Origin of the sequence: Aquimarina hainanensis, from assembly GCF_042684685.1 — a bacterium.
GTDB lineage: Bacteria > Bacteroidota > Bacteroidia > Flavobacteriales > Flavobacteriaceae > Aquimarina > Aquimarina hainanensis.
Genome location: NZ_JBHULX010000030.1, coordinates 248,251 through 270,225, shown reverse-complemented (window position 1 = coordinate 270,225; position 21,975 = coordinate 248,251). Strand labels below are relative to the sequence as shown.

The window sequence follows — 21,975 nt, the reverse complement described above, 5'->3', positions numbered from 1 at the left end:
AAGAGTCTTCTTTTTATAGCAAGAAAGACTCTCTTCATTATTTTTTATTGTTTTAATGTCAATTATCTAGCCATTCCCCAAAACTATGTCAGATTGACATTATTTGGATTTAGCATATGCGACCGCTGCTTTTACAAACGCTACAAAAAGAGGATGTGGATTTGCTACGGTACTCTTATATTCTGGATGATATTGCACTCCGACAAACCAAGGGTGTTCAGGTAATTCTATAATTTCCACCAAACCTGTTTTAGGGTTTATCCCTGTTGTTTTTAATCCAGCTGCTTCTAATTGTTCTTTATAAGCATTATTATATTCGTATCTATGTCTATGACGTTCTGTTATCAGGTTTGTCTGATAGGCTTCATATACTTTACTATCTTTTATCAATTCACAATCCCAAGCACCTAAACGCATCGTTCCTCCCATATCCGTAATGTTTTTTTGCTCTTCCATCAGGTTTATAACAGGATGTGCTGTATTTTCATTCATCTCCACGGAAATTGCCCCTTCCAGTTTTAGAACATTCCTAGCGTATTCTATCACTGCCATCTGCATCCCTAAACAGATTCCAAAAAACGGTAACTTGTGCTCTCTTGCAAACTGAACTGCCTTTATCTTTCCTTCAATCCCTCGTTCTCCAAAACCGGGAGCAACCAGAATCCCATCCAAATGGGCTATTTTTTCACTGATGGTTTGATCATCTATATATTCCGAATGAATACTTTCTACTTTTACTTTTACTTCATTATGTGCTCCTGCGTGAATAAATGCTTCTAAAATTGACTTATAAGAATCCTGTAATTCCACATATTTCCCTATCAATCCTATCGTCACTTCGCAAGTTGGATTTTTATGTCTTTTGAGGAAATTATTCCATTTATCCAGATTCGGTTGGTCGTCATCCCTAAGGACTAATTGTTTTAATACCACTGTGTCCAGCCCTTCTTCTAACATAAGGTTTGGCACATCATAAATAGTAGATGCGTCTATTGACTGAATTACAGCTTCTTTTTTAACATTACAGAATAGTGCTAATTTACGTCTTAAATCGTCTGACAATTCATGCTCTGTTCTACACACTAAAATATCAGCTTTAATTCCACTTTCCATTAGTGTTTTTACACTATGCTGCGTCGGTTTTGTTTTGAGCTCTCCTGCTGCTGATAAATATGGAATTAAGGTCAGGTGAATGACCAATGCATTGGTATCTCCTAATTCCCATTTTAGCTGTCGTACTGCTTCTATGTATGGTAATGATTCAATATCTCCAACAGTTCCTCCTATTTCGGTAATAACGATATCATAATCCCCAGTTTTACCCAAAATCTGGATTCTCTCTTTAATCTCATTTGTAATATGAGGAACCACCTGTACTGTTTTTCCTAAAAATTCTCCTCTTCTTTCTTTCTCAATTACACTCTGATAAATCCTTCCTGTAGTAACATTATTCGCTTGTGAAGTCGGTGTATTAAGAAATCGTTCATAATGCCCTAAATCAAGATCTGTTTCAGCTCCATCGTCAGTGACATAACATTCTCCGTGTTCATAAGGATTTAATGTCCCCGGATCTACATTAATATACGGATCAAATTTCTGAATAGTCACTCTATATCCTCTTGCTTGCAAAAGTTTCGCCAATGAAGCCGCAATAATTCCTTTTCCCAAAGAAGAAGATACTCCTCCAGTAACAAAAACATACTTTGTATTAGCCATGTATACTAAAAATTTGTAGGGTTGTCTTTTTAAATTTGCGCAAAAGTACGAAGAAGTAGTGAAACAATTTATTGAAATTTGAGTCAATATTTATTTCCCGTAAGAATTAACTCCAAATAGAATAGAAAAAACAAATCCTGCCTTATGGCAGGATTCATACAATATTTTTTTTCTTCTTCTATTCTTCTTCCGAAGCTTCTGCTTCCTTTTCGGAAAAGTCTGTTATTCCTTTCGATTGTACAATATTATACCAGCTAATCACTTTTTTCATATCACTGGCATATACTCTGTCTTCATCATAATCAGGAAGAACTTCTCTAAAATAAGCTTCTATTGCTTTTTTGGATTCTTTATGACTAATCGCTTGTTCCCCATTTTCTTTTTCTTGAATTCTTCTGAAAATTTCTTTTAACGGGACTTCTTCTGTCATTGTATAGATTGCTATTTCACTAAGTACACTTACATTATGTCTCATATTGACAGATAATTTTTTTCCATCTGCTAGGGACTCTGCAACAAAACCACTTCGGGTTTGAGCTTTTAATTCGTACAATCCTGGTTTTCCAGAAATAGCTAATATTTTATCTAAACTCATATATTTTGTTTTCAACCTTGGCAAATATCTGTAGTTCCTTTTAAAAATTCAAACATCTTACTACTTAAATACCATACCAAATGGTTTATTTCTTATTATCGTTTCTTCTTTAGTAAAGGAAATTTCATCTTATAATCTGCTCCCACTTTTCCTTTAGAAATATTTGTCAGCTTACTTTTTATTAAACGCTTTTTTAGGCTAGATAGTTTATCCGTAAATAAAATTCCTTCGATATGGTCATATTCATGCTGAATAACCCTTGCTCCGAGGCCGTCATATTCTTCTGTGATCTCATTAAAGTTTTCATCGTAATAACGAATCTTTATTTTCTCTTTTCTAAAAACATCTTCTCTTACATCAGGGATACTGAGACACCCTTCTGAAAAAGCCCATTCTTCTCCTGTTTCTTCAATAATTACAGGGTTTATAAATACCTTTTTTAAAGATTTTAGTTGCCTTTGTTCCTCTTCTGATAATTCCTCATCGTCTGAAAAAGGCGCTGCATCTACAATAAATAAGCGAATCGAAAGCCCTATCTGTGGAGCTGCCAACCCTACTCCATGGGCATTATACATCGTCTCAAACATATTTGTTATCAGCGCTGATAAGCCTTCATAATCAGCTGTTATATCTATTGCTTTTTTCTTTAATACCGGACTCCCGTATGCTACAATGGGTAAAATCATATTTATAACCTCCTTGAATTTTATTTTTTAGCTTCTATTTTCTATTATACAAATAGTCTTGAAGTATAATTGTGGCACTTATCTGATCGACAAGCGCTTTATCCCTTCTTTTCTTTTTGGAAATACCACTGGATATCATTGTATCAAAAGCAATTTTAGAAGTAAAACGCTCATCAATTCTATGAACTGGTATTTCTGGAAACAGTTTTTCTATTTTTTTTAAGAATGACTGAATTAATTGTTCACTTTCAGAAGGCGCTCCATGTAATCTTTTGGGCTCACCTACCACAAAAAGTTCTACTTCTTCTTTTTCTGTATAGTCCTTTAGCCAAGTTATTAACTCCTTCGTATCTACAGTGGTTAATCCCGATGCTATAATTTGAGATTCATCGGTAATTGCAATACCACATCGTTTGCCTCCATAATCAATCGCCAAAATTCTTGCCATTCAGTTTTTCTGCAAAAATAGGATTAATTATAAAAACCCCCTAATTATAAATAGCAGGCAAAAAATAATTAATCATTACTTTTTTCAATCTAAGCTATTATCTTTACCAAAATTTTTTAATCGATGAAGCAACTCAGAGAAATAATAGAAAACGCTTGGGACAATAGGGAGCTATTAAAAGAATCCAAAACCCAAGAAACAATACGCGAAATAATCAATTTACTCGACAACGGAGAATTAAGAGTTGCTGAGCCAACAGCATCGGGATGGCAAGTAAACGAATGGGTAAAAAAAGCAGTTGTTCTCTACTTCCCTATTCAACAAATGGAAACTTTGGAAGCTGGTATTTTTGAATACCATGATAAAATACCATTAAAAAGAGGATATGAAGAAAAAGGGATTCGTGTAGTACCTAATGCAGTAGCCAGACATGGAGCTTATATATCACCTGGTACAATTCTAATGCCTAGTTATGTAAATATCGGTGCCTATGTTGATAAAGGAACAATGGTAGATACCTGGGCTACTGTGGGAAGTTGTGCACAGATAGGTAAAAATGTACACCTTAGCGGGGGTGTAGGTATTGGAGGTGTTTTAGAACCTCTTCAAGCTGCCCCTGTGATCATAGAAGACAACGCCTTTATTGGCTCCAGATGTATTGTTGTAGAAGGAGTTCGTGTAGAAAAAGAAGCAGTACTTGGTGCTAATGTAGTTCTTACTGCGTCTACAAAAATTATAGATGTAACCGGAGACACTCCTGTAGAAAGAAAAGGAGTTGTTCCTGCCGGATCTGTTGTTATTCCGGGAAGTTATACTAAAAAATTTGCAGCAGGAGAATACAATGTTCCTTGTGCTTTGATTATTGGAAAAAGAAAAGAAAGTACTGATAAAAAGACATCATTAAATGACGCCTTGAGAGAATATGATGTAGCTGTATAAAACATTCTAAAAAAAACAAAGAACTATCGTTATAGATTCATGGTTCTTTGTTTTTCTATTTTTTATCCCTGTCATTCTTATTCAAAACTCTTCTTTTTTAAAAAAAAATTAACCTTGTAAATTTATAAAGCTTGAAAATACTTGTCATTCAACATAAAATGATTGGAGACGTTTTAGCCAGTACTGTAATATGTGAAGCGCTAAAAAAAAGACATCCAAACTCGACAATAGATTACCTGGTTAATACAAATACACTTCCGGTTATTAAAGAGAATCCTTTTTTTGATAACATTATTGAATTCAAACAGGAATACAGAGACGACAAAAAGAAATTCTATGCATTCCTGAAAAGCTTAAAAAAGGCTAATTACGATATCGCTATAGATGCCTATGGAAAATTAGAAAGTAATCTGATTACGCAATTTTCCGGTGCAAAAAGAAGGATTTCTTATCATAAATGGTATACTTATTTTTTATATTCAAAAACCATAAAAAGGGTTTCAAAACCCATTACTACTGCGAGTACATCTATTGAAAACAGGCTTCGGTTGGTATTTGAAGAAGGTAAAATAGAGTCTAATATTATCAAACCGAAAATTTTCTTAACCGAACAGGAAAAAGAAAATGCCAAGACTTTTTTAACCAACCACGGAATAACATTTGATCGACCGGTTCTTATGATAAGTGTATTGGGGAGTGAGAAAAGAAAGACATTACCTTTTGAATATATGGCTGAAGTAATTGACAAGATTGTCACTACATGTGATGCACAATTATTATTCAACTACATTCCTAACCAAGAAGAAGACGCAAAAAAAATATATAACCTGACACAACCTAAAACCCAAAAACATATTTTTTTCGATGTATTTGGAAAAAGCTTGAGAGATTTTATTTCTTTGCTATCCCATTGCGATGCACTTATTGGAAATGAAGGAGGTGCTGTAAATATGGCAAAAGCATTAGGCACACCTACTTTTACCATTTTTTCTCCCTGGATTATCAAAAACAACTGGAATATGTTTGACGATGACAAAAAATATACTTCTGTCCATCTTTCTGATTTTCTCCCTGAACTTTTTACAGACAAAGACACAAAAGAACTAAAAAAAGCTTCTTTAAATCTGTATACATATTTCAAACCTCAATTATTTCTTAATAAAATGGAGGCATTTCTTCAAAAAAACATTCCTGAAACCTATTTAAAAAACAAAAATGCGATTACTTCTTCTCTAAGCCTACAAAGAGAAAAAGTAACGGCTATCATCCCTACATTTAATGAAGAACATAATATCCGTGGGGTTCTTGAGTCTGTATCCTTTGCAGATGAAATTATGGTAGTTGATTCATATAGTACTGATAAAACTGTTGAAATAGCACGAGAATATACAGACTTTATAGTTCAGCGAGAGTTTGATTATCCTAGTTTTCAAAAAAACTGGGCCATCCCACAAGCAAATAATGAATGGATTATTCTTGTCGATGCAGACGAAAGGGTTACTCCCAGCCTTAGAGATGAAATTTTAGAGATCTTAAAAAACCCAGGAGTAAATGACACAGTTGGATATTGGATAAAGCGAATGAATCACTTTATGGGGCAACGTATTCATTATAGTGGCTGGAGAAATGATAAAGTCATTAGATTATTCCATAGAGACAAGTGTCGATACGACAAAAAACATGTCCATGAAGAAATCGAAACTGATGGTAAATTGGGGATTCTAAAAGAAAAATTCTACCACAACACCTATGTAACTCTAGATCGTCACTTTGCCAAGCTGAATAAATATGCTACCTGGCAAGCAGAAGATTACAATGATAAAACCGGAAGATTAACTCCCTACCATTTTATCCTAAAACCTTTCTGGGGGTTTTTCAAACATTACATAATACAACAAGGGTTCAGAGATGGTTTTGTTGGACTTACCATAGGATACATACAAGGATATACCGTATTTATGAGATATGTAAAACTGTGGCTATTGAGACGAAACCTAAAATAAGTTAAAATCATTATTTTTCCCGGTACTTCTTTTTCCAGAAAAACACTTTTCTTTTTAGTGCTATCTTTTTATGATACTTATGCTGAAAAGCCTCGGTTAAGCTCCACATTTTTTCAAAAATGTATTGCTCATCCTTTCCTGTTAGTTTCGAATACTCATTAGACATTACCTGTACCATTTCTTTTTTGGGTGTTAATCTGGCAAAATTCTGAATTCGCTCATCTAAACTCAGTGTTTTGAATTTCATCCTATTAAGATCAACCAGATAAAATTCATACTTCTCTCCCTTATTGAGTATTAAAGTATTTCCAGGGGAATGATCTAAAAACAACACTCCTTGTTCATGAAGCTCAAAAGTAAATCTTGTAAAAGCTCTTAAAATCGTTTCATGATCTGGAAAATCAGGTTGATGCACTAATTCTCTATATGTCAAATCCGGAGTAACCAACTCACTAACATAATAACTGTTTTTAAAAAGAAAAAGTGTAGTACTCGTACTATATGCTAATGGGAAAGGGGTATTAATTCCCAATCCCAACAATTTTCGTGCATAACGATATGATCTTTCCGCTTTTGATTTCCTAAAAAATCGATACACTACCTGATTGATAAAATTAGGGATCTTAAACGACTTAATTGTATATCTTTTACCCCCAATAGAAGCTATTTTGATAACATTTCGTTCCGCTGCTCCTAATATTTCTTTATAATTATCAAAATTAGCTATTGATGCCTCTATATCTGCCCGTAAAGAATCATTTAAATCGTCGACAACGATATTATTTTTCATATGTACCTTAAAATAGACACAAAGGTACTTATTTCGTAATAATTATACTCATAAATCAATAAACAACCGCATTACTTACTGCTTTATCTATACCCATTCAAGCCGTCGTTCTCATCTTATTATTAATACAAGAGATAAACATTCATCCCTCATGCTTTAACCCAAAAAAACAAAAACTTGCTTTTTAACAGACACATAATACACTTACTCTTAAAAACAGAAATTATCATCTGTGATTTTTTGTCATTAATTTTAAAAACTAAAGGTAAAAAAAAGTACTTTTGAGGCTTCTTATTACAGAAAATATGAGAGATATATCGATTATAATCATAAACTATAATTCATCTTCATACACAATTCAATGTATTCAGTCAATTATAGAAAAAACATCTCCTTCAATAAACTATGATATCATCGTAATAGATAATGCATCTCATTATGACGACTACAGTAAATTACTCAAAGAAATTACTGCCTTAGACAATCAAAAAATAACGATACAGAGAAGTAAATTAAATACTGGATTTGGAGGAGGTAATATGTTTGGGGTTCAATTTGCCAATGCGAAATACTACGCATTTGTCAATAATGATACTATTCTGAAAAACGATTGTATTTCCATTTCTTATAATTTTTTGGAAAATACTAAAGACGCATCAATTTGTTGCCCACAGCAGTACGATGCTAATGATCATGTACAAATGTCTTTTGACCACTTTCTTTCATTAAAAAGAGAATTATTCGGTCGAAAAATATTAGAAAAAACAAACCCGAAAAGATATCCAAAAAGAAAAAAAGTATATACCTCTCCTCTAAAAGTAGAATGTGTTCCTGGATCTTTTTTAGTAACAAAAGCAAGTGCCTTCGATCAAGTTGGAGGCTTTGATACTAACATTTTTCTTTACTATGAAGAAACAGACCTATGCTACAGAATAAAAAAAGCCTTTTCTGATGGTAATAGTTATTTAGTTCCAGAAGGACAGTACCTTCACTTCGAAGGGCAATCAACCAAAAAAAGCAACGCTATTAAAAAAGAGCTAAAACTATCATTATTGTATGTTTTAAGAAAACATACAGGTTATATACCATTCCAGGTGATGCGATTTGTATTAACTGGTAAATTCTTTTTTAAATCCATTATAAAGCCTAAGAATTTTGATCTGTTTCTCTTCTTTTTAAAAGGAGCCCCTCTCAGTGCTTCTTTAAAAATGAAACAAATGATCCATAAAAAATAATAAAATGCATATCCTACATTTATCTGCCGTAACAAATTGGGGAGGAGGAGAAAAACATATAGAAACGCTATACAATGAATTATCAGAGTTAGCTCCAGAAGTTAAAAACACTATTTTTTGTGCGAAAAATGGGGATTTTCATAAACACCTAAAAACACAACAAATAAATTATATTACAGCTCCTTTATCTATCAAGGTAGATCCTCGTTTTTTTATAAAACTAGGAATCATTTGTAAAAGAGAAAAGGTTGATTTGATTCACATTCACGATCCAAGTGCCATCCTACTAGCCATTCTATCGGATAAAATCTTTAATCTCCCTCCTTTTATTTATAGTAAAAAGACATCTTTCCCTATTAAAAACAGAAAGAAAACGCTATTTAAATACAACTATCCTAAAATAAAAAAGGTTATTTGTGTCTCTAACAAAACCAAAGAAATCGCCGCTAAAAGCATTGTTGATAATCACAAAATTGTCACTATATACGATGGAACTGACATCGAAACTCCTCTTAAAAAGCCTTCGTTTGCAATACGGGAAAAGTTTAATCTAAAAGAAGATACCGTCATCGTTGGAAATATTGCGAATCATATCAGAGCAAAACACCTTGACACTCTTATTGATATTGTAGATATCATCATCAATAAAGAAAATAAAAAGAACTTCTTCTTTATCCAAATGGGGAATTACACAGAAAGAACTGAACCTCTCCTTCAAAGAGCAAAAGAATTACAGTTAGAACAACATCTGGTATTTTCCGGATTCACCCCGAATGCTTCGAGTTTTTTACCACAATTCGACATTAACCTAATCACCTCTCAAAGCGAGGGAATGCCATTAGTAATCTATGAATCGTTACTGCACAAAACTGCAGTAGTCAGTACCGATGTAGGAGGAATCCCCGAGATAATAGAACACAACATAAATGGCTTATTATCTCCTATGCACTCTCCTGACAAGCAAGCTGAACAGATCATCAGCTTATCAGAAGATGATGCTCTCAAAGAAAAGTTTATCAAAAACGGTTATGAAAAAGTAATCAATAATTACTCTAGTAAAAACATGGCTTTAGAAACATTACAACTCTATAAAAATATTGTTTAGTACCCTTTTACATTCAAAAATAAACTTGCCTTTATTTACTAACGCTTCAACACTAAACATTGCTAATTAGTTATAGATAAAATCATGATACCGTTTCCTATATCCTTCATTTGCTTAAGAAACAATAGAGTCTTTAATTGCCAAATAATTATGATCGGATCTCCTACATAAATATGGCACAAAACAAATGAAACTCTTATTTTTGCCACTTTAGAAATCAAAAATAGCATCAATTAGAAAAATAATGGCAGATCATAAAGATGAAATAGAAAAAACAATAGCTATTCTAAAAAAAGGAGGAATTATTCTATATCCAACGGACACTGTGTGGGGATTGGGATGTGATGCTACAAATGCAGAAGCTATTGACAAACTGAACCGATTAAAAAATCGTTCTGAAGAAAAATCCCTTATTTGTCTGGTTAGTGATTTTAAGATGCTGGGACAGTACGTAGAAGAAGTTCCAGAAGTCGCATATGACATCCTTAAATATGCTACCAAAGCAACCACCATTATCTATGATAAACCACTACGGGTAGCTGAGAACATTATAAGAGAAGACAACACCCTGGGAATTAGAGTTGTTAGAGATCCTTTTTGCGGTAAATTAATTCGCAGATTCAAAAGGCCCATTGTCTCTACTTCGGCAAATATCAGTAATCAACCAACCCCCAAACATCTAAAAGAAATTAGTCAAGAGATTTTGGAAGGCGTAGACTATGTCGTAAATTTGCCCTTACCAAATAAAAATGCAAAACCTTCTTCTATTATTAAGATAGGAAGTGATAGCACGGTAAAAATTATCAGGAAGTAAACTACCTCAGAGCAACGCCTCGGAGTATTAAAACCTCACTTAGTGAGTTGATCGATAGATGTCGGAAATTAAGAATTATAAAGAAGCATTAACGCTACCTATTTTTAGTATTATTTCAAAAGCAGCAGCGAATCTAAATGTAGAATGTTATGTCATAGGAGGTTTTGTCAGAGATTATTTATTACAAAGAGGCATTGTAAAAGATATTGACATCGTTGCTGTAGGGAGTGGCATTGAGCTTGCCAAAGAAGTGTCCCGACTCTTACCTGACAAGCCAAAAGTTCAGGTTTTTAAAACATACGGAACAGCTATGTTAAGAACAGAAGCTATCGAGATTGAATTTGTTGGTGCTCGAAAAGAATCTTATCAGAGGCATAGTCGCAATCCTATTGTAGAAGATGGAACGCTGGAAGATGATCAAAACCGTAGAGATTTCAACATTAATACACTGGCATTAAACCTCTCAGAAAAGCATTTTGGCAACTTACTGGATCCTTTTGGAGGGTTAGATGATCTAACGACTAAAACAATTCAAACGCCTTTGGATCCCGATATCACCTATTCTGATGATCCATTGCGAATGATGAGAGCAATCCGATTTGCCTCTCAGCTCAATTTTAATATAGAAGAAAAGTCATTAGCAGCTATTACAAAAAACAAGGATCGGATAAAAATAATCACCAAAGAAAGAATCGTCGAAGAATTGAACAAAATATTACATTGTAATGTACCTTCATACGGATTCAAATTATTGGAAAAAACGGGGCTTCTGGAATATATTCTTCCTGAAATAACAGCACTCAAAGGGATCGATGAGGTAGAAGGTCAGCGCCATAAAGACAATTTCTATCATAGCCTAGAGGTAGTTGATAACATCTGTCAACATACTGATGACTTATGGCTCAGGTGGGCTGCCCTATTACATGACATTGGTAAAGCTCCAACTAAAAAGTTTCACAAAAAAATCGGATGGACCTTCCACGGACATGAGTTCGTAGGTTCCAAAATGGTCTATAAACTTTTCAAACGATTAAAAATGCCATTAAACGACAAAATGAAATTTGTTCAAAAAATGGTATTAATGAGCTCCAGACCAATCGTTATTGCATCTGATGTGACCGATTCTGCCGTAAGGAGATTGGTTTTTGATGCCGGAGATCATATCGAACAACTAATGACCTTATGTGAAGCAGATATTACTACTAAAAACCCAAAACGATTTAAGAAATATCACAACAATTTTAAAATTGTCAGACATAAAATAGAAGAAGTAGAAGAAAGAGATCGTATTCGGAATTTTCAACCCCCCGTTAGTGGAGAAGAAATTATGAACACCTTCGATATCAAACCTTCTAAAGAAATTGGAATTATTAAGGAGGCTATCAAAGAAGCTATTCTGGAAGGGGAAATCCCTAATGAACATCAAGCTGCTTTTGACCTAATGTTAAAGAAAGGAGAAGAACTGGGATTAGTTGTCGCTGAAGGCAAACGCAAATAATATTGACAGGTAACAAATTCGTTGCATAAATGCTATAAAACCGGTATTTATATTTTAATATCAGGAAGTTTCTTCAGCATACTACTCAATTTCACTTTCTCAAAAGAATAACCTCCCTAGGTATAAACGTACAAGGGATTAAATTTTAATTTCGAGGGTATCCTCGAGGCATTTTAAATCTCGATTATCGAGTAAACTATAGAACATGAAACAGGATAACAAAAGGGTAATATATTGGTTATTGACAGGTTGTTTTTTGATTTTTATCATGGTAGTTGTTGGAGGAATTACCCGCCTGACACATTCCGGACTTTCTATTTCTAATTACAAATTAATTTCTGGTACCATCCCTCCTATGAATGAAGAAGAGTGGAATGCAGCCTTTGATCTGTATAAACAGTATCCAGAATATCAGAAAATAAATCATCAATTCTCTCTACAGGATTTTAAAGATATTTATTTTTGGGAATGGATCCATCGAGTGATTGGTCGATTTATCGGGATTGTTTTTATTATCCCCTTTATCTATTTTCTTTTCACAAAACAATTATCCAAGCCTACCATCAAGAAATCAATGCTCTTATTATTTCTTGGAGGATTTCAGGGGTTTTTAGGCTGGTTTATGGTTAAAAGCGGACTAGTTGATCGACCTGATGTAAGTCATTATAGATTAGCGATGCATCTCACTACTGCTTTTATTACTTTCGCTTACTCTTTTTGGGTTGCTCTCGATCTGATATTTCCTATAAAAAAAGAAACTGTAAATATCCGCTTTAGAAACTTACTTCGGGTCGGATTAGTGATTCTTATTATTCAGATTATCTATGGAGCTTTTGTGGCTGGTCTTGATGCTGGTTTTCTACATAACCACTGGCCTTTGATGAATGACGGGCAGTTTATTCACGAAGCAGTCTTTATAGAACAATCTCCTTTCATCATGAATTTTTTTGAAGGAAAAAGCGGTGTTCAGTTTATACATCGCTCTTTGGCATATGTAGTTGTATTTATCGTTGGACTTATCTGGTACAGAAGTAAAAAAATACCCAAAGACAGCCAACAAGCTACATCCATTAAAATCCTACTAGTTTTGGTATGTACTCAATTCTTATTAGGCGTTTTCACCCTCTTATTCAGAGTACCTTTAACCTTGGGAATTCTCCACCAGGTAGTTGCTTTCTTTCTACTGGGAGGGATGACATTTTCTCTTCACAGATTTAGTAAATAATAAAATAATTTGAGATAGAACCCGATATATATAAATTGGTCAATACCAGCGGTTACACTATCTTTGTCGAATATAATTAACAGAGAATGATCTATAGATTTAGAATAATTCTGGATACAGAAGAAGATGTATTTAGAGATATTGAGATTGAAGAAGATACTACATTAGAAGAGTTTCACAACACCATTACGCAATCTTTTGGTTTTGATGGTGCCGAAATGGCTTCTTTTTATATCAGTGATGAAGAATGGAATCAGGGAGAGGAAATTTCCCTGTTTGATATGAGCGATGGGTTACAATCCGTGCGTTTAATGAATGAAACGACCTTATCTGATGTTGTCAATGAAAGTTCTCCTAAACTCATATATATTTATGACTTCCTAAATATGTGGACGTTTCTTGTTGAGCTTGCCGAAATAGCTGAATATGAAAGTGGAAGAGAATATCCGAATATTATGTTTGTCCACGGACAAATTCCAGATCAGGCACCTGATAAAGAATTCGTATCTGAGGATGAGCATCATTCATTAGACGATAATGAGGATTTTATAGATCTCGATAATTACGATGATATTAGTTTTGATGAAAATTGGAATTAACCTCCTTCTCGACTCAAATCAATTTTAAAAACTATTTTTAACAAAAGATTTTTTTAAATTTAGGAGATCAACTCATAATCAGGGTTATGAGAATTTCGTTAAAAACAAACACTTAATTTCGAGGTAAAACTCGAAACAATACAATCTAGAAAACAGCACAATGATTAACTTATATAGTACTCAGATTGAATCCCTTTCTGTACACAGAATTGGAAATAAAAGCAGAAACGAAAACATTTTTCTTTCGGATGCTCCTTACGCTTTAAATGATGAACTTACAGCCTTACTTAAAGAGTATTTTTTCAAACCATTTAGAGAAAAAGAAGAAAACTATTTTCAGTTCGTCAATGAAGTAGATGTAGAGTTCAATCCTCTTTATAAGATTATTTCAGAAATTTTCAACACTCCTTCCAGTGTACACGAAAAATCTAAAAGAATTGCTTCTTTACTATACGAACAATCACAACATCCTCATATTAAAAGTGGAGAATTATATGTCTCGTATTTAGAGAATGTTACCATCGACAATGAAAAAGTAGATGCTATTGGAATTTTCAAATCAGAATTAAAACACGACTTTCTTCAATTTGAGGAAAGTGGATCCAATATCAATCTGTTACTTCAGCAAGGAGTAAACCTAAATAAACTCGATAAAGGTTGTCTTATTTTTAATCACAAAAAAGAAGAAGGATATAAAATTTTATCGATCGATTCTAACCGATACGATACTAAGTATTGGCTGGAACATTTCTTAGGTGTTGCTGCTTTTGCAGATGATAATTTTCATACTAAAAAATACATGAAGTTCTGTCAGGACTTTGCCAAAGAGGTTGTATTACCTGCTGAAGATAAGAAAGAAGAAGTTATGTTTATGAACAGAGCTATCAATCACTTTGCAAAAAACGATAACTTTGAAGAAACAGCTTTTTTAAATGACGTTATTGATAATCCGGAATTAATTCCTGAATTCAAACACTATAAAGTAGAAAAAGCTCCTAAATATCAAATAGAAGACCTTACCTCCTTCCCTATTGCAAATACTGCTGTATCAGAAGCGCGAAAAAAAATAAAAAACGTGATCAATCTCGATACTAATATTCAGATAAAAATGGATTTCATCAATCCGGAATCTGCAGAAAAGTTTGTAGAAAAAGGATGGGACGAAGAAAAACAAATGTATTACTATCTGGTATACTTCAACAAAGAACAAAAAGACTAGTCGATCAGCTATGAACTATTGAGATCAATAATATACTATAGTCGTCGTTTTTTAAGCCACATTCAGATTCGAAAACCGAGATCTTTCATAGCATATCTTATTTGATCATATCAATAAGTACATTAAAACAATATTATATGAATTCTAACCCTAAAAAAAACACCACTAAAACGCTTGCTTTTGTTTCTGGGTATGTCGGGAAAAAGAAACATGCGAGAATCCCTAAAAAACCTCCTAGACATGACAGTTATTTTATTACCGATAACAAATGGGTCTATTACAGACTAAAGTTTACCCGATGGAAGCCTGTTTTTATAAAAGATACTGCAGCATTAATCGCTCAATTTTCTCCTGAAAGTCCTGTAAACAATTTCTCTGAAGAGGCTATAACCACAGATAAGGTGACTGCTCAAAGGTACTATACTACAGCTTGTAAACCTCTAAAAGTATACCCACAACACTTTTTGAAAAAAAAATATGACTACCTAGTCTGGTCTGACAATAAGTTTGATATAAACTACAAGGATACCATAAAAGTGGTTAATAACTGGAATCCCGATATCGCCATGATGCTCCATAGGCATCCCGTACTAAAGAATATTGATGGTGAATTTGAGGAATCTATGTTACAGGAGCGTTATGTGATAGAAAAAGAACAATATACAAGATACATCAAAGACCGAGTAAACGAAGGACTTTCCAGTCAATCCGATGATCATTATCAGTGCGGTTATCTACTGTATAATATGAAAGCCTCTGAAACCGAAAACATTCAAAAAGCCTGGCATCAAAATATTAATCAGTGTGGTATCAATGATCAGATCTCATTCAACTTTGTAGCTCAGAAATTTCGACATCTAATCGATGAATACAAATATGACATCGACCGAAAACCGCTTCGAAAACGTATATTTAAGTAAAAATGAATTTCATCAACCCAAAATCTGCAGAAAATTTGTAGAAACAGGATGAAATGAAGAAAAACCAATGTATTACTATCTTATATACTTCGACAAAGAACAAAAAGATTAATCCCTATAAAAGAACAAAAAAATTAATCCCTATAATTATATATATTGAGATAGTATCTGATGATACTGTCTCAATATTTTTCAAAAACGATTTTCAACCTCCTAACAGGCGTTTCATATTTACATTTTCGTAGTTTCTCCTCACGAAATCCAATGCAGTTTTTAAAACTTCTCCCATAGAATTACTCCTTCTGAATTTAAGGTCCAGCGTAAAACTATAGAGATGTTCCCTCAATGCCAACTGATTCTCTTTTGTTGAAATTGTATCATTACACATACACCCAATAAGTGTTTCATACCTTGACCGGGCATTCAACATCCTTTTGGCTAAAATCGATCGCTCTTCTTTTTTATATTGCTCTATGGAATTATTCTGTAACCGATTCATTACCAGATCAACCATCTTATAATTCTCTTTAAAAAACTGAGGTTGATATACCTTCAATTTCCCTTCATAGCACTGCTGATCAAAATCGATAGCTCGTATTTTATACTCTACATGATCAAAATCATGAATCGGAATAATAACATAGTTATAGGATCGCATATCTCCTAATAATCGCATCTGGCAGCGCTCATTAAACTTTACAAACTCTTTAGCAATTTGTGATTTTGCACGATCGCTCAGATCTGGCAAAAAATCTCTGATAAATACATCTCCGGGAACCCCGGCGATGTGTTCTTCTATCAAAGTATTTTTATACACCAAAAAATTAATGCGATTAGGAGAGAACATATGCTCTAACTCCAGACCATATATCCTGGAAGCATCCGCTTTTTTGACATAAATGTACGTATAGTTGTCATTCAATATATTCCTGACCTTAACCCTAAATGGCTTAGAATTACCAAAAGTGCAATAATCAATTGCATCAATGTTCAAAAACTCAATCGCATCTTCATTTCCATCCGAATGCAGGATCGTATATACTTTTTTTAAGCTACTTTCAATCTCTGGTCGTTCGTGCTCATCATAATATACCCGAACCCATAATGTATCTTCATCATTACTATCATAAACAACAACAGAGCCTGAAAATCGCAAAAGATCATCATAGAAAACCGGAATTTTAATCGTTCTATTACATTCTTTGAGGTACTGATCCAATGCTGTATTAATCGGATAGGTAGGTTTCTTTCGGGACATTAATTCTTCATCCATATTTGGGCTATATTTCTCTATTGACATTAATACCAATACGCTCAATATAAGAAATTAATATGCATCCTAAAAAACTTACTTTTTATTTCTAAATTATATAAAAAAACTCTATACAAAATCTAACATCCACCTGCTTCCTGTAACAAAAAAGAGAGTCCCTCGTCTAGTTTTATATAACCTATCAAAAAAATCATCAATTTGGAAACCATACTCAGTATAAACAACCTTACCAAAAATTTTGGAAACCTTACTGCTGTAGATAATTTATCCTTTACTATCCAGAAGGGAAATGTTTATGGTATTTTGGGACCAAATGGGAGTGGTAAATCTACAACTCTTGGTATCATCCTCAATGTTGTAAACAAAACATCAGGTAATTTCACCTGGTTTGACGGAAGTACCTCAACTCATAACGCATTAAAAAAAGTAGGAGCCATCATTGAGCGCCCTAATTTTTATCCTTATATGACTGCTGCCCAGAATCTTCATCTTGTATGTAAAATCAAAGGAGTTTCTTCGCAAAAAATAGATGAGAAGTTAAAAATAGTAGGATTGCTAGAGCGTAAAAACAGTAAGTTCAGAACCTTTTCTCTAGGAATGAAACAACGACTAGCCATTGCATCAGCCTTGTTAAATGATCCTGAAATACTCATCCTTGATGAACCTACTAACGGGCTTGATCCACAAGGGATTCATCAAATCAGAGAAATTATCAAGGTAATTGCCTCTCAGGGAACAACTATATTACTGGCTTCTCACTTATTAGATGAAGTAGAGAAAGTATGTAATCATGTTGTTATCATTAGAAGAGGGGTTAAGCTATATTCCGGTCCGGTCGATCAGATGAATAATAGTCATGGGTATTTCTTACTGCAAGCCACTGATAATGAGAAATTAAAAAACTGGCTGCTCAATCACCAAAGCTTTCATAAAATAACTGAATTAAATGGTAAAATTACTGCCCATCTCAATACAACAGTCGAAGCTGCTCACCTCAATGAACAGCTCTATACTTCGGGAATTACACTTACACATTTAGAGAAGAAGAAAGAAAGCCTGGAAGAACAATTTTTACAACTTACTAATAACCTAAAATAAAATACAGATGCTACGATTACTAACCATAGAATTTCACAAATTGAGATATAGTAAAGCATCTAAGGTGATTTCCATTGCTTATTTTGTACTTATCTCATTCATAGCTTTAATTGCTTCTATAGAATTCAATTTCGCTGGTTCTAAATTCAGAATTGCCGATCAGGGAATATTTAACTTCCCGTATATCTGGCATTTTAACACCTATATCGCAGCATGGGCTAAATTATTCCTGGCAATTGTGATTGTCTCTATGATGGCAAATGAATATAGTAACCGAACTTTAAAGCAAAATCTCATTGATGGATTGAGTAAAAAAGAGTTTATAGCTTCTAAGTTTCTTACAGTAATGGCATTTTCTACTATATCCACCATTTTCCTCATTATTCTGACAATGATTCTGGGACTCTCATTTTCTGATTTCCTGGAGCCTTATGCTATATTTAAGGATCAGCAATACTTACAATATATCATAGCTTATTTTCTAAAACTAACTGGTTTCTTTGCTTTCTGTATGTTTCTCGGAATATTAATAAAAAGATCTGCTTTTGCCCTTGGTTTCTTATTTATATGGTGGGGATTGGAAAATATTACTTTTCTTATTCTAAAATTTAAAGTTTTCAAAGGACAAGACATCGCTGAAAAAATTGTTCAATTTTTTCCACTGGAATCAATGAGTAATCTGATTATCGAACCGTTTAGCAGACTTAATTTCATACAATCCGCAGCTAATCAGCTTGGAACCGAACTATCTAAAGACTATTCTGTACATTGGTATCAATGTCTTATTGTATTGGGATGGACTAGTTTGTTTGTTTTTCTTTCTTACCAACTCCTAAAAAGAAGAGATTTATAAGGAAGAAAACATCAAAAAAACTTCGGGATAAATACGCTATATAGGAAATAAACATTTATTTCCTGGTAGGCATTACAAGCATACACATCTCGTTTATCGGGTAAAAAAAGAGACACTATAAAGGTATAATTTTTAGTGTCTCTTTTTTCTATCTCTACTGTAAAACCATAATTTTGAGTATATTCACAAAAAAATCATAAACATCAGATTACTTTTATTTTTATACTATGACAAAAAGTAAAACTCTCATCAACCCCTCCTTGAAAATATGAGTTCCGTTTTTTAATGTCACTTAGTAACCCCATACAGTAGCAATGATCTATTTATATAACCATGAAATTCTTTTACCCTTTTACACTTCTCCTTACACTTATATGTTCATTTCACGGATTTTCTCAAAACAGACCGACAGATTGTGTCAATTCAGTAATCGTATGTGGTAATATTAACCTGGAGCTCAATTCTAATGGTACAGGGATAAATGATTTTGCCTCTCCAAACAGCAACCCTCCTGCTTGTTCTTTTAATGAAAGTCAAAGTCTTTGGTTAAAAGTAAATATTGTTCAGGCAGGAACTCTAGCGTTTGTTATTACTCCAGAATCCTCTAATCCTGATGAGGATTATGATTTTGCAGTATATGGTCCTAATGTAACCTGTGATGCATTAGGAAGTTCTATCAGGTGTTCGTCCTCCAATCCAACAGCAGCAGGAATATCAACCAGAACAGGATTATCAGATTCTGAAAATGACCTTACCGAAGGACCTGGTGGACAAGGGAATGGATTTGTAAAATCTATTGATGCTCAGGCAGGGGAAGAATATTACATTCTTGTCGATAACTTTTCTCAAAACGGAGGATTTGATATCGAATTTACCGGTACCGCCACCTTCCCGGATGCTCCAACGAATCAAACAACAAACTCTACAGCTATAAACCTTACCGAATGTGATGTTACAGGAGACACTACAGATGGTATGACCCATTATAATCTAGAACAAAATACCGCTATTATTTTAGGATCTCAATCTAATACTGCTATTACATATCACAATTCGGAACAAGATGCCAGTCTGGGAGAAAACCCACTTTCAAGCCCTTATCTTAGTCAACAAACCATAGAAACGATTTACATTCGTATAGAAAACACCATCACCAATTGTTTTATCCTGGATAGTTTTACACTTACAACAACAGAAGGACCTGCTATAACAACACCTGATGCTTATGAAATCTGTGATGATACCACCGATGGGAATGATACAAATGGAATTGCTTCTTTTATTTTACAAAACAAAGATCAAGAAATTCTCAACAACCTTTCTCCTTCTGAATATACAATAACATACCACTTAGATGAGACAGATGCTGATACTAATACAGCTCCTATTGACAAAACTGTTTCTTATACGAATACAGTAAACCCTCAAAGGATCTATGCCCGGGTAGAAAACAAAACAAACAGTATCTGCTATAGTACAGTATCCTTTAATCTTGTCGTGAATGCATTACCTACTATCACAAATGAAAAATTAGTTCAATGTAATGATACTACCAGTGATGCTACTACTTCTGTTTTTAATTTAAATCAAGCCTTAGAACAACTAGCCGGCACTACCGAAAACCGAAGAGCTGAATTCTATACAAGTGCCACAGCTGCAATTTCAGGAACTTTTCCCATTAGCAACCCTATCACCTATACCAATACTTCTCCCAATCAACAACTTTTTGTACGAGTAATCGATACCCATACCGAATGCTACAGAATAGCTACTTTAAACCTGGAAGTTAGTAACACCTCTGCTAATGATGTGATCTTAGAAAACTGTGATGACGATGGAATTGAAGATGGCTATAAAGAATTCATACTTTCAGAGGCGAATAGCTTAATTCTAAATGGAATTAGTAGCCCTAACCTTACTGTAAAATATTATGAAACCCATGAAGAAGCATTAGCTGAGATCAATGAAATAACAACATTCATTAACGAAAGTCCATTGACGATTGAAGGTGAAACTATTTATGCAAGAATAGAAGATAACAGAAACCAATGTTATGGAATTAATCGAGTCTCCTTGCAATTATATCCTCTGCCGGACATTACAGCTGAAGAAGATTTTTTTCTTTGTGATCACCAAATAAACATACAGGTTGGAGCGGGTTTAGCCCCTGGAGAACTTACTACAAATTATTCCTATAACTGGTCTACAGGAGAAACAACCGAAACCATAGCAGTAACAAATGCCGGGAGCTACCGAGTGACTGTGACAAATAATACTACAGGATGTTCTAAAGAAAGGACCGTCATTGTAATCCCCTCCAATACAGCTACAATTCAATCCATAGAAATCAAAGACGCACAAACCAATAACACTGTTCTTGTTTTTGCTGAAGGCAAAGGGAATTACGAATATGCAATCCTGGGAACGGACAATATCGCAACATATCAGGATGATCCTCTGTTTACAAATGTCCCCTCTGGAATTCATACCGTATTGGTTCGCGATAAAAATGGTTGTCTCCCTGTTACCAAACAAAAAATAGCAGTTGTGGGCTTTCCCTCATATTTTACACCGAACGGGGATGGCTTTCATGATAAGTGGACTATGGAAGGGGTTTCTGATGAATTTACATCCAACGCTTTGATTTTTATATTTAACCGTCATGGAAAACTCTTAAAACAAATACGCCCCGGAGGAAATGGCTGGGATGGAACTTATGGAGGAAAAACACTTCCCTCCAGTGAGTATTGGTTCAAAACCAAATTAGATGACGGAAGAGTAATTACAGGAAGTTTTTCGCTGATCCGATAAATAACGACTTATGGTAATCCCTGCAATTATAAAAATTGTAATTCTTTTTTGACTGAAAACAACATTCTGTCCTGAACATTAAAAAAACGAATAAAAACTCACTAATCTATATTCGTTTTCTATGTATATTTAGCCAAAAAGAAAGAGC

19 protein-coding genes and 1 pseudogene are annotated in these 21,975 nt (G+C 33.9%); 14 read left to right on the top strand and 6 right to left on the bottom strand.

Annotated features, from left to right (window positions below):
- Nucleotides 1-99: 99 nt before the first annotated feature.
- The 4 genes from ACFSTE_RS15545 to ruvX all read right to left on the bottom strand — a co-directional run bounded on the left by ACFSTE_RS15545 (nt 100) and on the right by ruvX (nt 3,445).
- On the bottom strand, nt 100-1,716 hold the full coding sequence (locus ACFSTE_RS15545) for a CTP synthase (RefSeq protein WP_176026935.1): 1,617 nt from the start codon (nt 1,714-1,716) through the stop codon (nt 100-102).
- Nucleotides 1,717-1,894: 178 nt separating this feature from the next.
- The gene (locus ACFSTE_RS15540; protein WP_176026936.1) at nt 1,895-2,311 is read right to left on the bottom strand and encodes a DUF5606 family protein; all 417 of its coding nucleotides are present in this window, start codon (nt 2,309-2,311) and stop codon (nt 1,895-1,897) included.
- Nucleotides 2,312-2,406: 95 nt separating this feature from the next.
- Complete coding sequence (gene def, locus ACFSTE_RS15535) at nt 2,407-2,997, bottom strand: peptide deformylase (protein ID WP_176026937.1); 591 nt, start codon at nt 2,995-2,997, stop codon at nt 2,407-2,409.
- Between the two features lie 34 nt (nt 2,998-3,031).
- Complete coding sequence (ruvX, locus tag ACFSTE_RS15530) at nt 3,032-3,445, bottom strand: Holliday junction resolvase RuvX (protein ID WP_176026938.1); 414 nt, start codon at nt 3,443-3,445, stop codon at nt 3,032-3,034.
- Between the two features lie 123 nt (nt 3,446-3,568).
- On the opposite strand from ruvX, the gene ACFSTE_RS15525 reads away from it, so the two are divergent.
- Nucleotides 3,569-4,384 carry a 2,3,4,5-tetrahydropyridine-2,6-dicarboxylate N-succinyltransferase gene (locus ACFSTE_RS15525; protein WP_176026939.1) on the top strand — a complete coding sequence of 272 codons (816 nt, stop codon included), beginning with the start codon at nt 3,569-3,571 and terminating at the stop codon, nt 4,382-4,384.
- A gap of 158 nt (nt 4,385-4,542) precedes the next feature.
- Entirely contained in the window at nt 4,543-6,387 is a 1,845-nt protein-coding gene (locus ACFSTE_RS15520) for a glycosyltransferase family 9 protein (RefSeq protein WP_378298247.1), read from the top strand.
- A 10-nt stretch (nt 6,388-6,397) separates the two neighbouring features.
- On the opposite strand, the gene ACFSTE_RS15515 is transcribed toward ACFSTE_RS15520, so the two are convergent.
- Nucleotides 6,398-7,177: a lipopolysaccharide kinase InaA family protein gene (locus ACFSTE_RS15515; protein WP_378253798.1), complete on the bottom strand. Its 780-nt coding sequence runs from the start codon at nt 7,175-7,177 to the stop codon at nt 6,398-6,400.
- 305 nt (nt 7,178-7,482) lie between these two features.
- Between ACFSTE_RS15515 and ACFSTE_RS15510 the strand changes: the two genes are divergently transcribed.
- The 9 genes and pseudogenes from ACFSTE_RS15510 to ACFSTE_RS15470 form a co-directional block, all read left to right on the top strand.
- A complete protein-coding gene (locus ACFSTE_RS15510) occupies nt 7,483-8,412 on the top strand; it encodes a glycosyltransferase (RefSeq protein ID WP_378298245.1) in 930 nt (309 codons plus the stop codon).
- Between the two features lie 4 nt (nt 8,413-8,416).
- Complete coding sequence (locus ACFSTE_RS15505; protein ID WP_378253796.1) at nt 8,417-9,517, top strand: glycosyltransferase family 4 protein; 1,101 nt, start codon at nt 8,417-8,419, stop codon at nt 9,515-9,517.
- A gap of 244 nt (nt 9,518-9,761) precedes the next feature.
- Nucleotides 9,762-10,331 carry an L-threonylcarbamoyladenylate synthase gene (locus ACFSTE_RS15500; RefSeq protein WP_378253795.1) on the top strand — a complete coding sequence of 190 codons (570 nt, stop codon included), beginning with the start codon at nt 9,762-9,764 and terminating at the stop codon, nt 10,329-10,331.
- Nucleotides 10,332-10,389: 58 nt separating this feature from the next.
- On the top strand, nt 10,390-11,829 hold the full coding sequence (locus ACFSTE_RS15495) for a CCA tRNA nucleotidyltransferase (RefSeq protein WP_378253794.1): 1,440 nt from the start codon (nt 10,390-10,392) through the stop codon (nt 11,827-11,829).
- 205 nt (nt 11,830-12,034) lie between these two features.
- Nucleotides 12,035-13,054, top strand: a complete 1,020-nt coding sequence (locus tag ACFSTE_RS15490) for a COX15/CtaA family protein (protein ID WP_176026945.1) — start codon at nt 12,035-12,037, stop codon at nt 13,052-13,054.
- Between the two features lie 86 nt (nt 13,055-13,140).
- Entirely contained in the window at nt 13,141-13,653 is a 513-nt protein-coding gene (locus tag ACFSTE_RS15485) for an IS1096 element passenger TnpR family protein (RefSeq protein WP_176026946.1), read from the top strand.
- A 160-nt stretch (nt 13,654-13,813) separates the two neighbouring features.
- Entirely contained in the window at nt 13,814-14,872 is a 1,059-nt protein-coding gene (locus ACFSTE_RS15480; protein WP_378253793.1) for a nucleoid-associated protein, read from the top strand.
- Between the two features lie 137 nt (nt 14,873-15,009).
- Nucleotides 15,010-15,792: a hypothetical protein gene (locus ACFSTE_RS15475; protein WP_176026948.1), complete on the top strand. Its 783-nt coding sequence runs from the start codon at nt 15,010-15,012 to the stop codon at nt 15,790-15,792.
- Nucleotides 15,789-15,904 (top strand): annotated as a pseudogene (locus tag ACFSTE_RS15470) (nucleoid-associated protein); the annotation flags it as partial. The gene ACFSTE_RS15475 and the pseudogene ACFSTE_RS15470, both read left to right, overlap by 4 nt.
- A 93-nt stretch (nt 15,905-15,997) precedes the next feature.
- Here ACFSTE_RS15470 and ACFSTE_RS15465 read toward each other — a convergent pair.
- The gene (locus ACFSTE_RS15465) at nt 15,998-17,065 is read right to left on the bottom strand and encodes a hypothetical protein (RefSeq protein ID WP_176026949.1); all 1,068 of its coding nucleotides are present in this window, start codon (nt 17,063-17,065) and stop codon (nt 15,998-16,000) included.
- Between the two features lie 198 nt (nt 17,066-17,263).
- On the opposite strand from ACFSTE_RS15465, the gene ACFSTE_RS15460 reads away from it, so the two are divergent.
- From ACFSTE_RS15460 to ACFSTE_RS15450, 3 genes are all read left to right on the top strand, one after another.
- On the top strand, nt 17,264-18,163 hold the full coding sequence (locus ACFSTE_RS15460) for an ABC transporter ATP-binding protein (RefSeq protein WP_378253792.1): 900 nt from the start codon (nt 17,264-17,266) through the stop codon (nt 18,161-18,163).
- 7 nt (nt 18,164-18,170) lie between these two features.
- Nucleotides 18,171-19,016 carry an ABC transporter permease gene (locus tag ACFSTE_RS15455; RefSeq protein WP_176026951.1) on the top strand — a complete coding sequence of 282 codons (846 nt, stop codon included), beginning with the start codon at nt 18,171-18,173 and terminating at the stop codon, nt 19,014-19,016.
- Nucleotides 19,017-19,349: 333 nt separating this feature from the next.
- Nucleotides 19,350-21,827, top strand: coding sequence for a T9SS type B sorting domain-containing protein (locus ACFSTE_RS15450; protein ID WP_378253791.1), 2,478 nt, complete (start codon nt 19,350-19,352; stop codon nt 21,825-21,827).
- Nucleotides 21,828-21,975 lie beyond the last annotated feature (148 nt).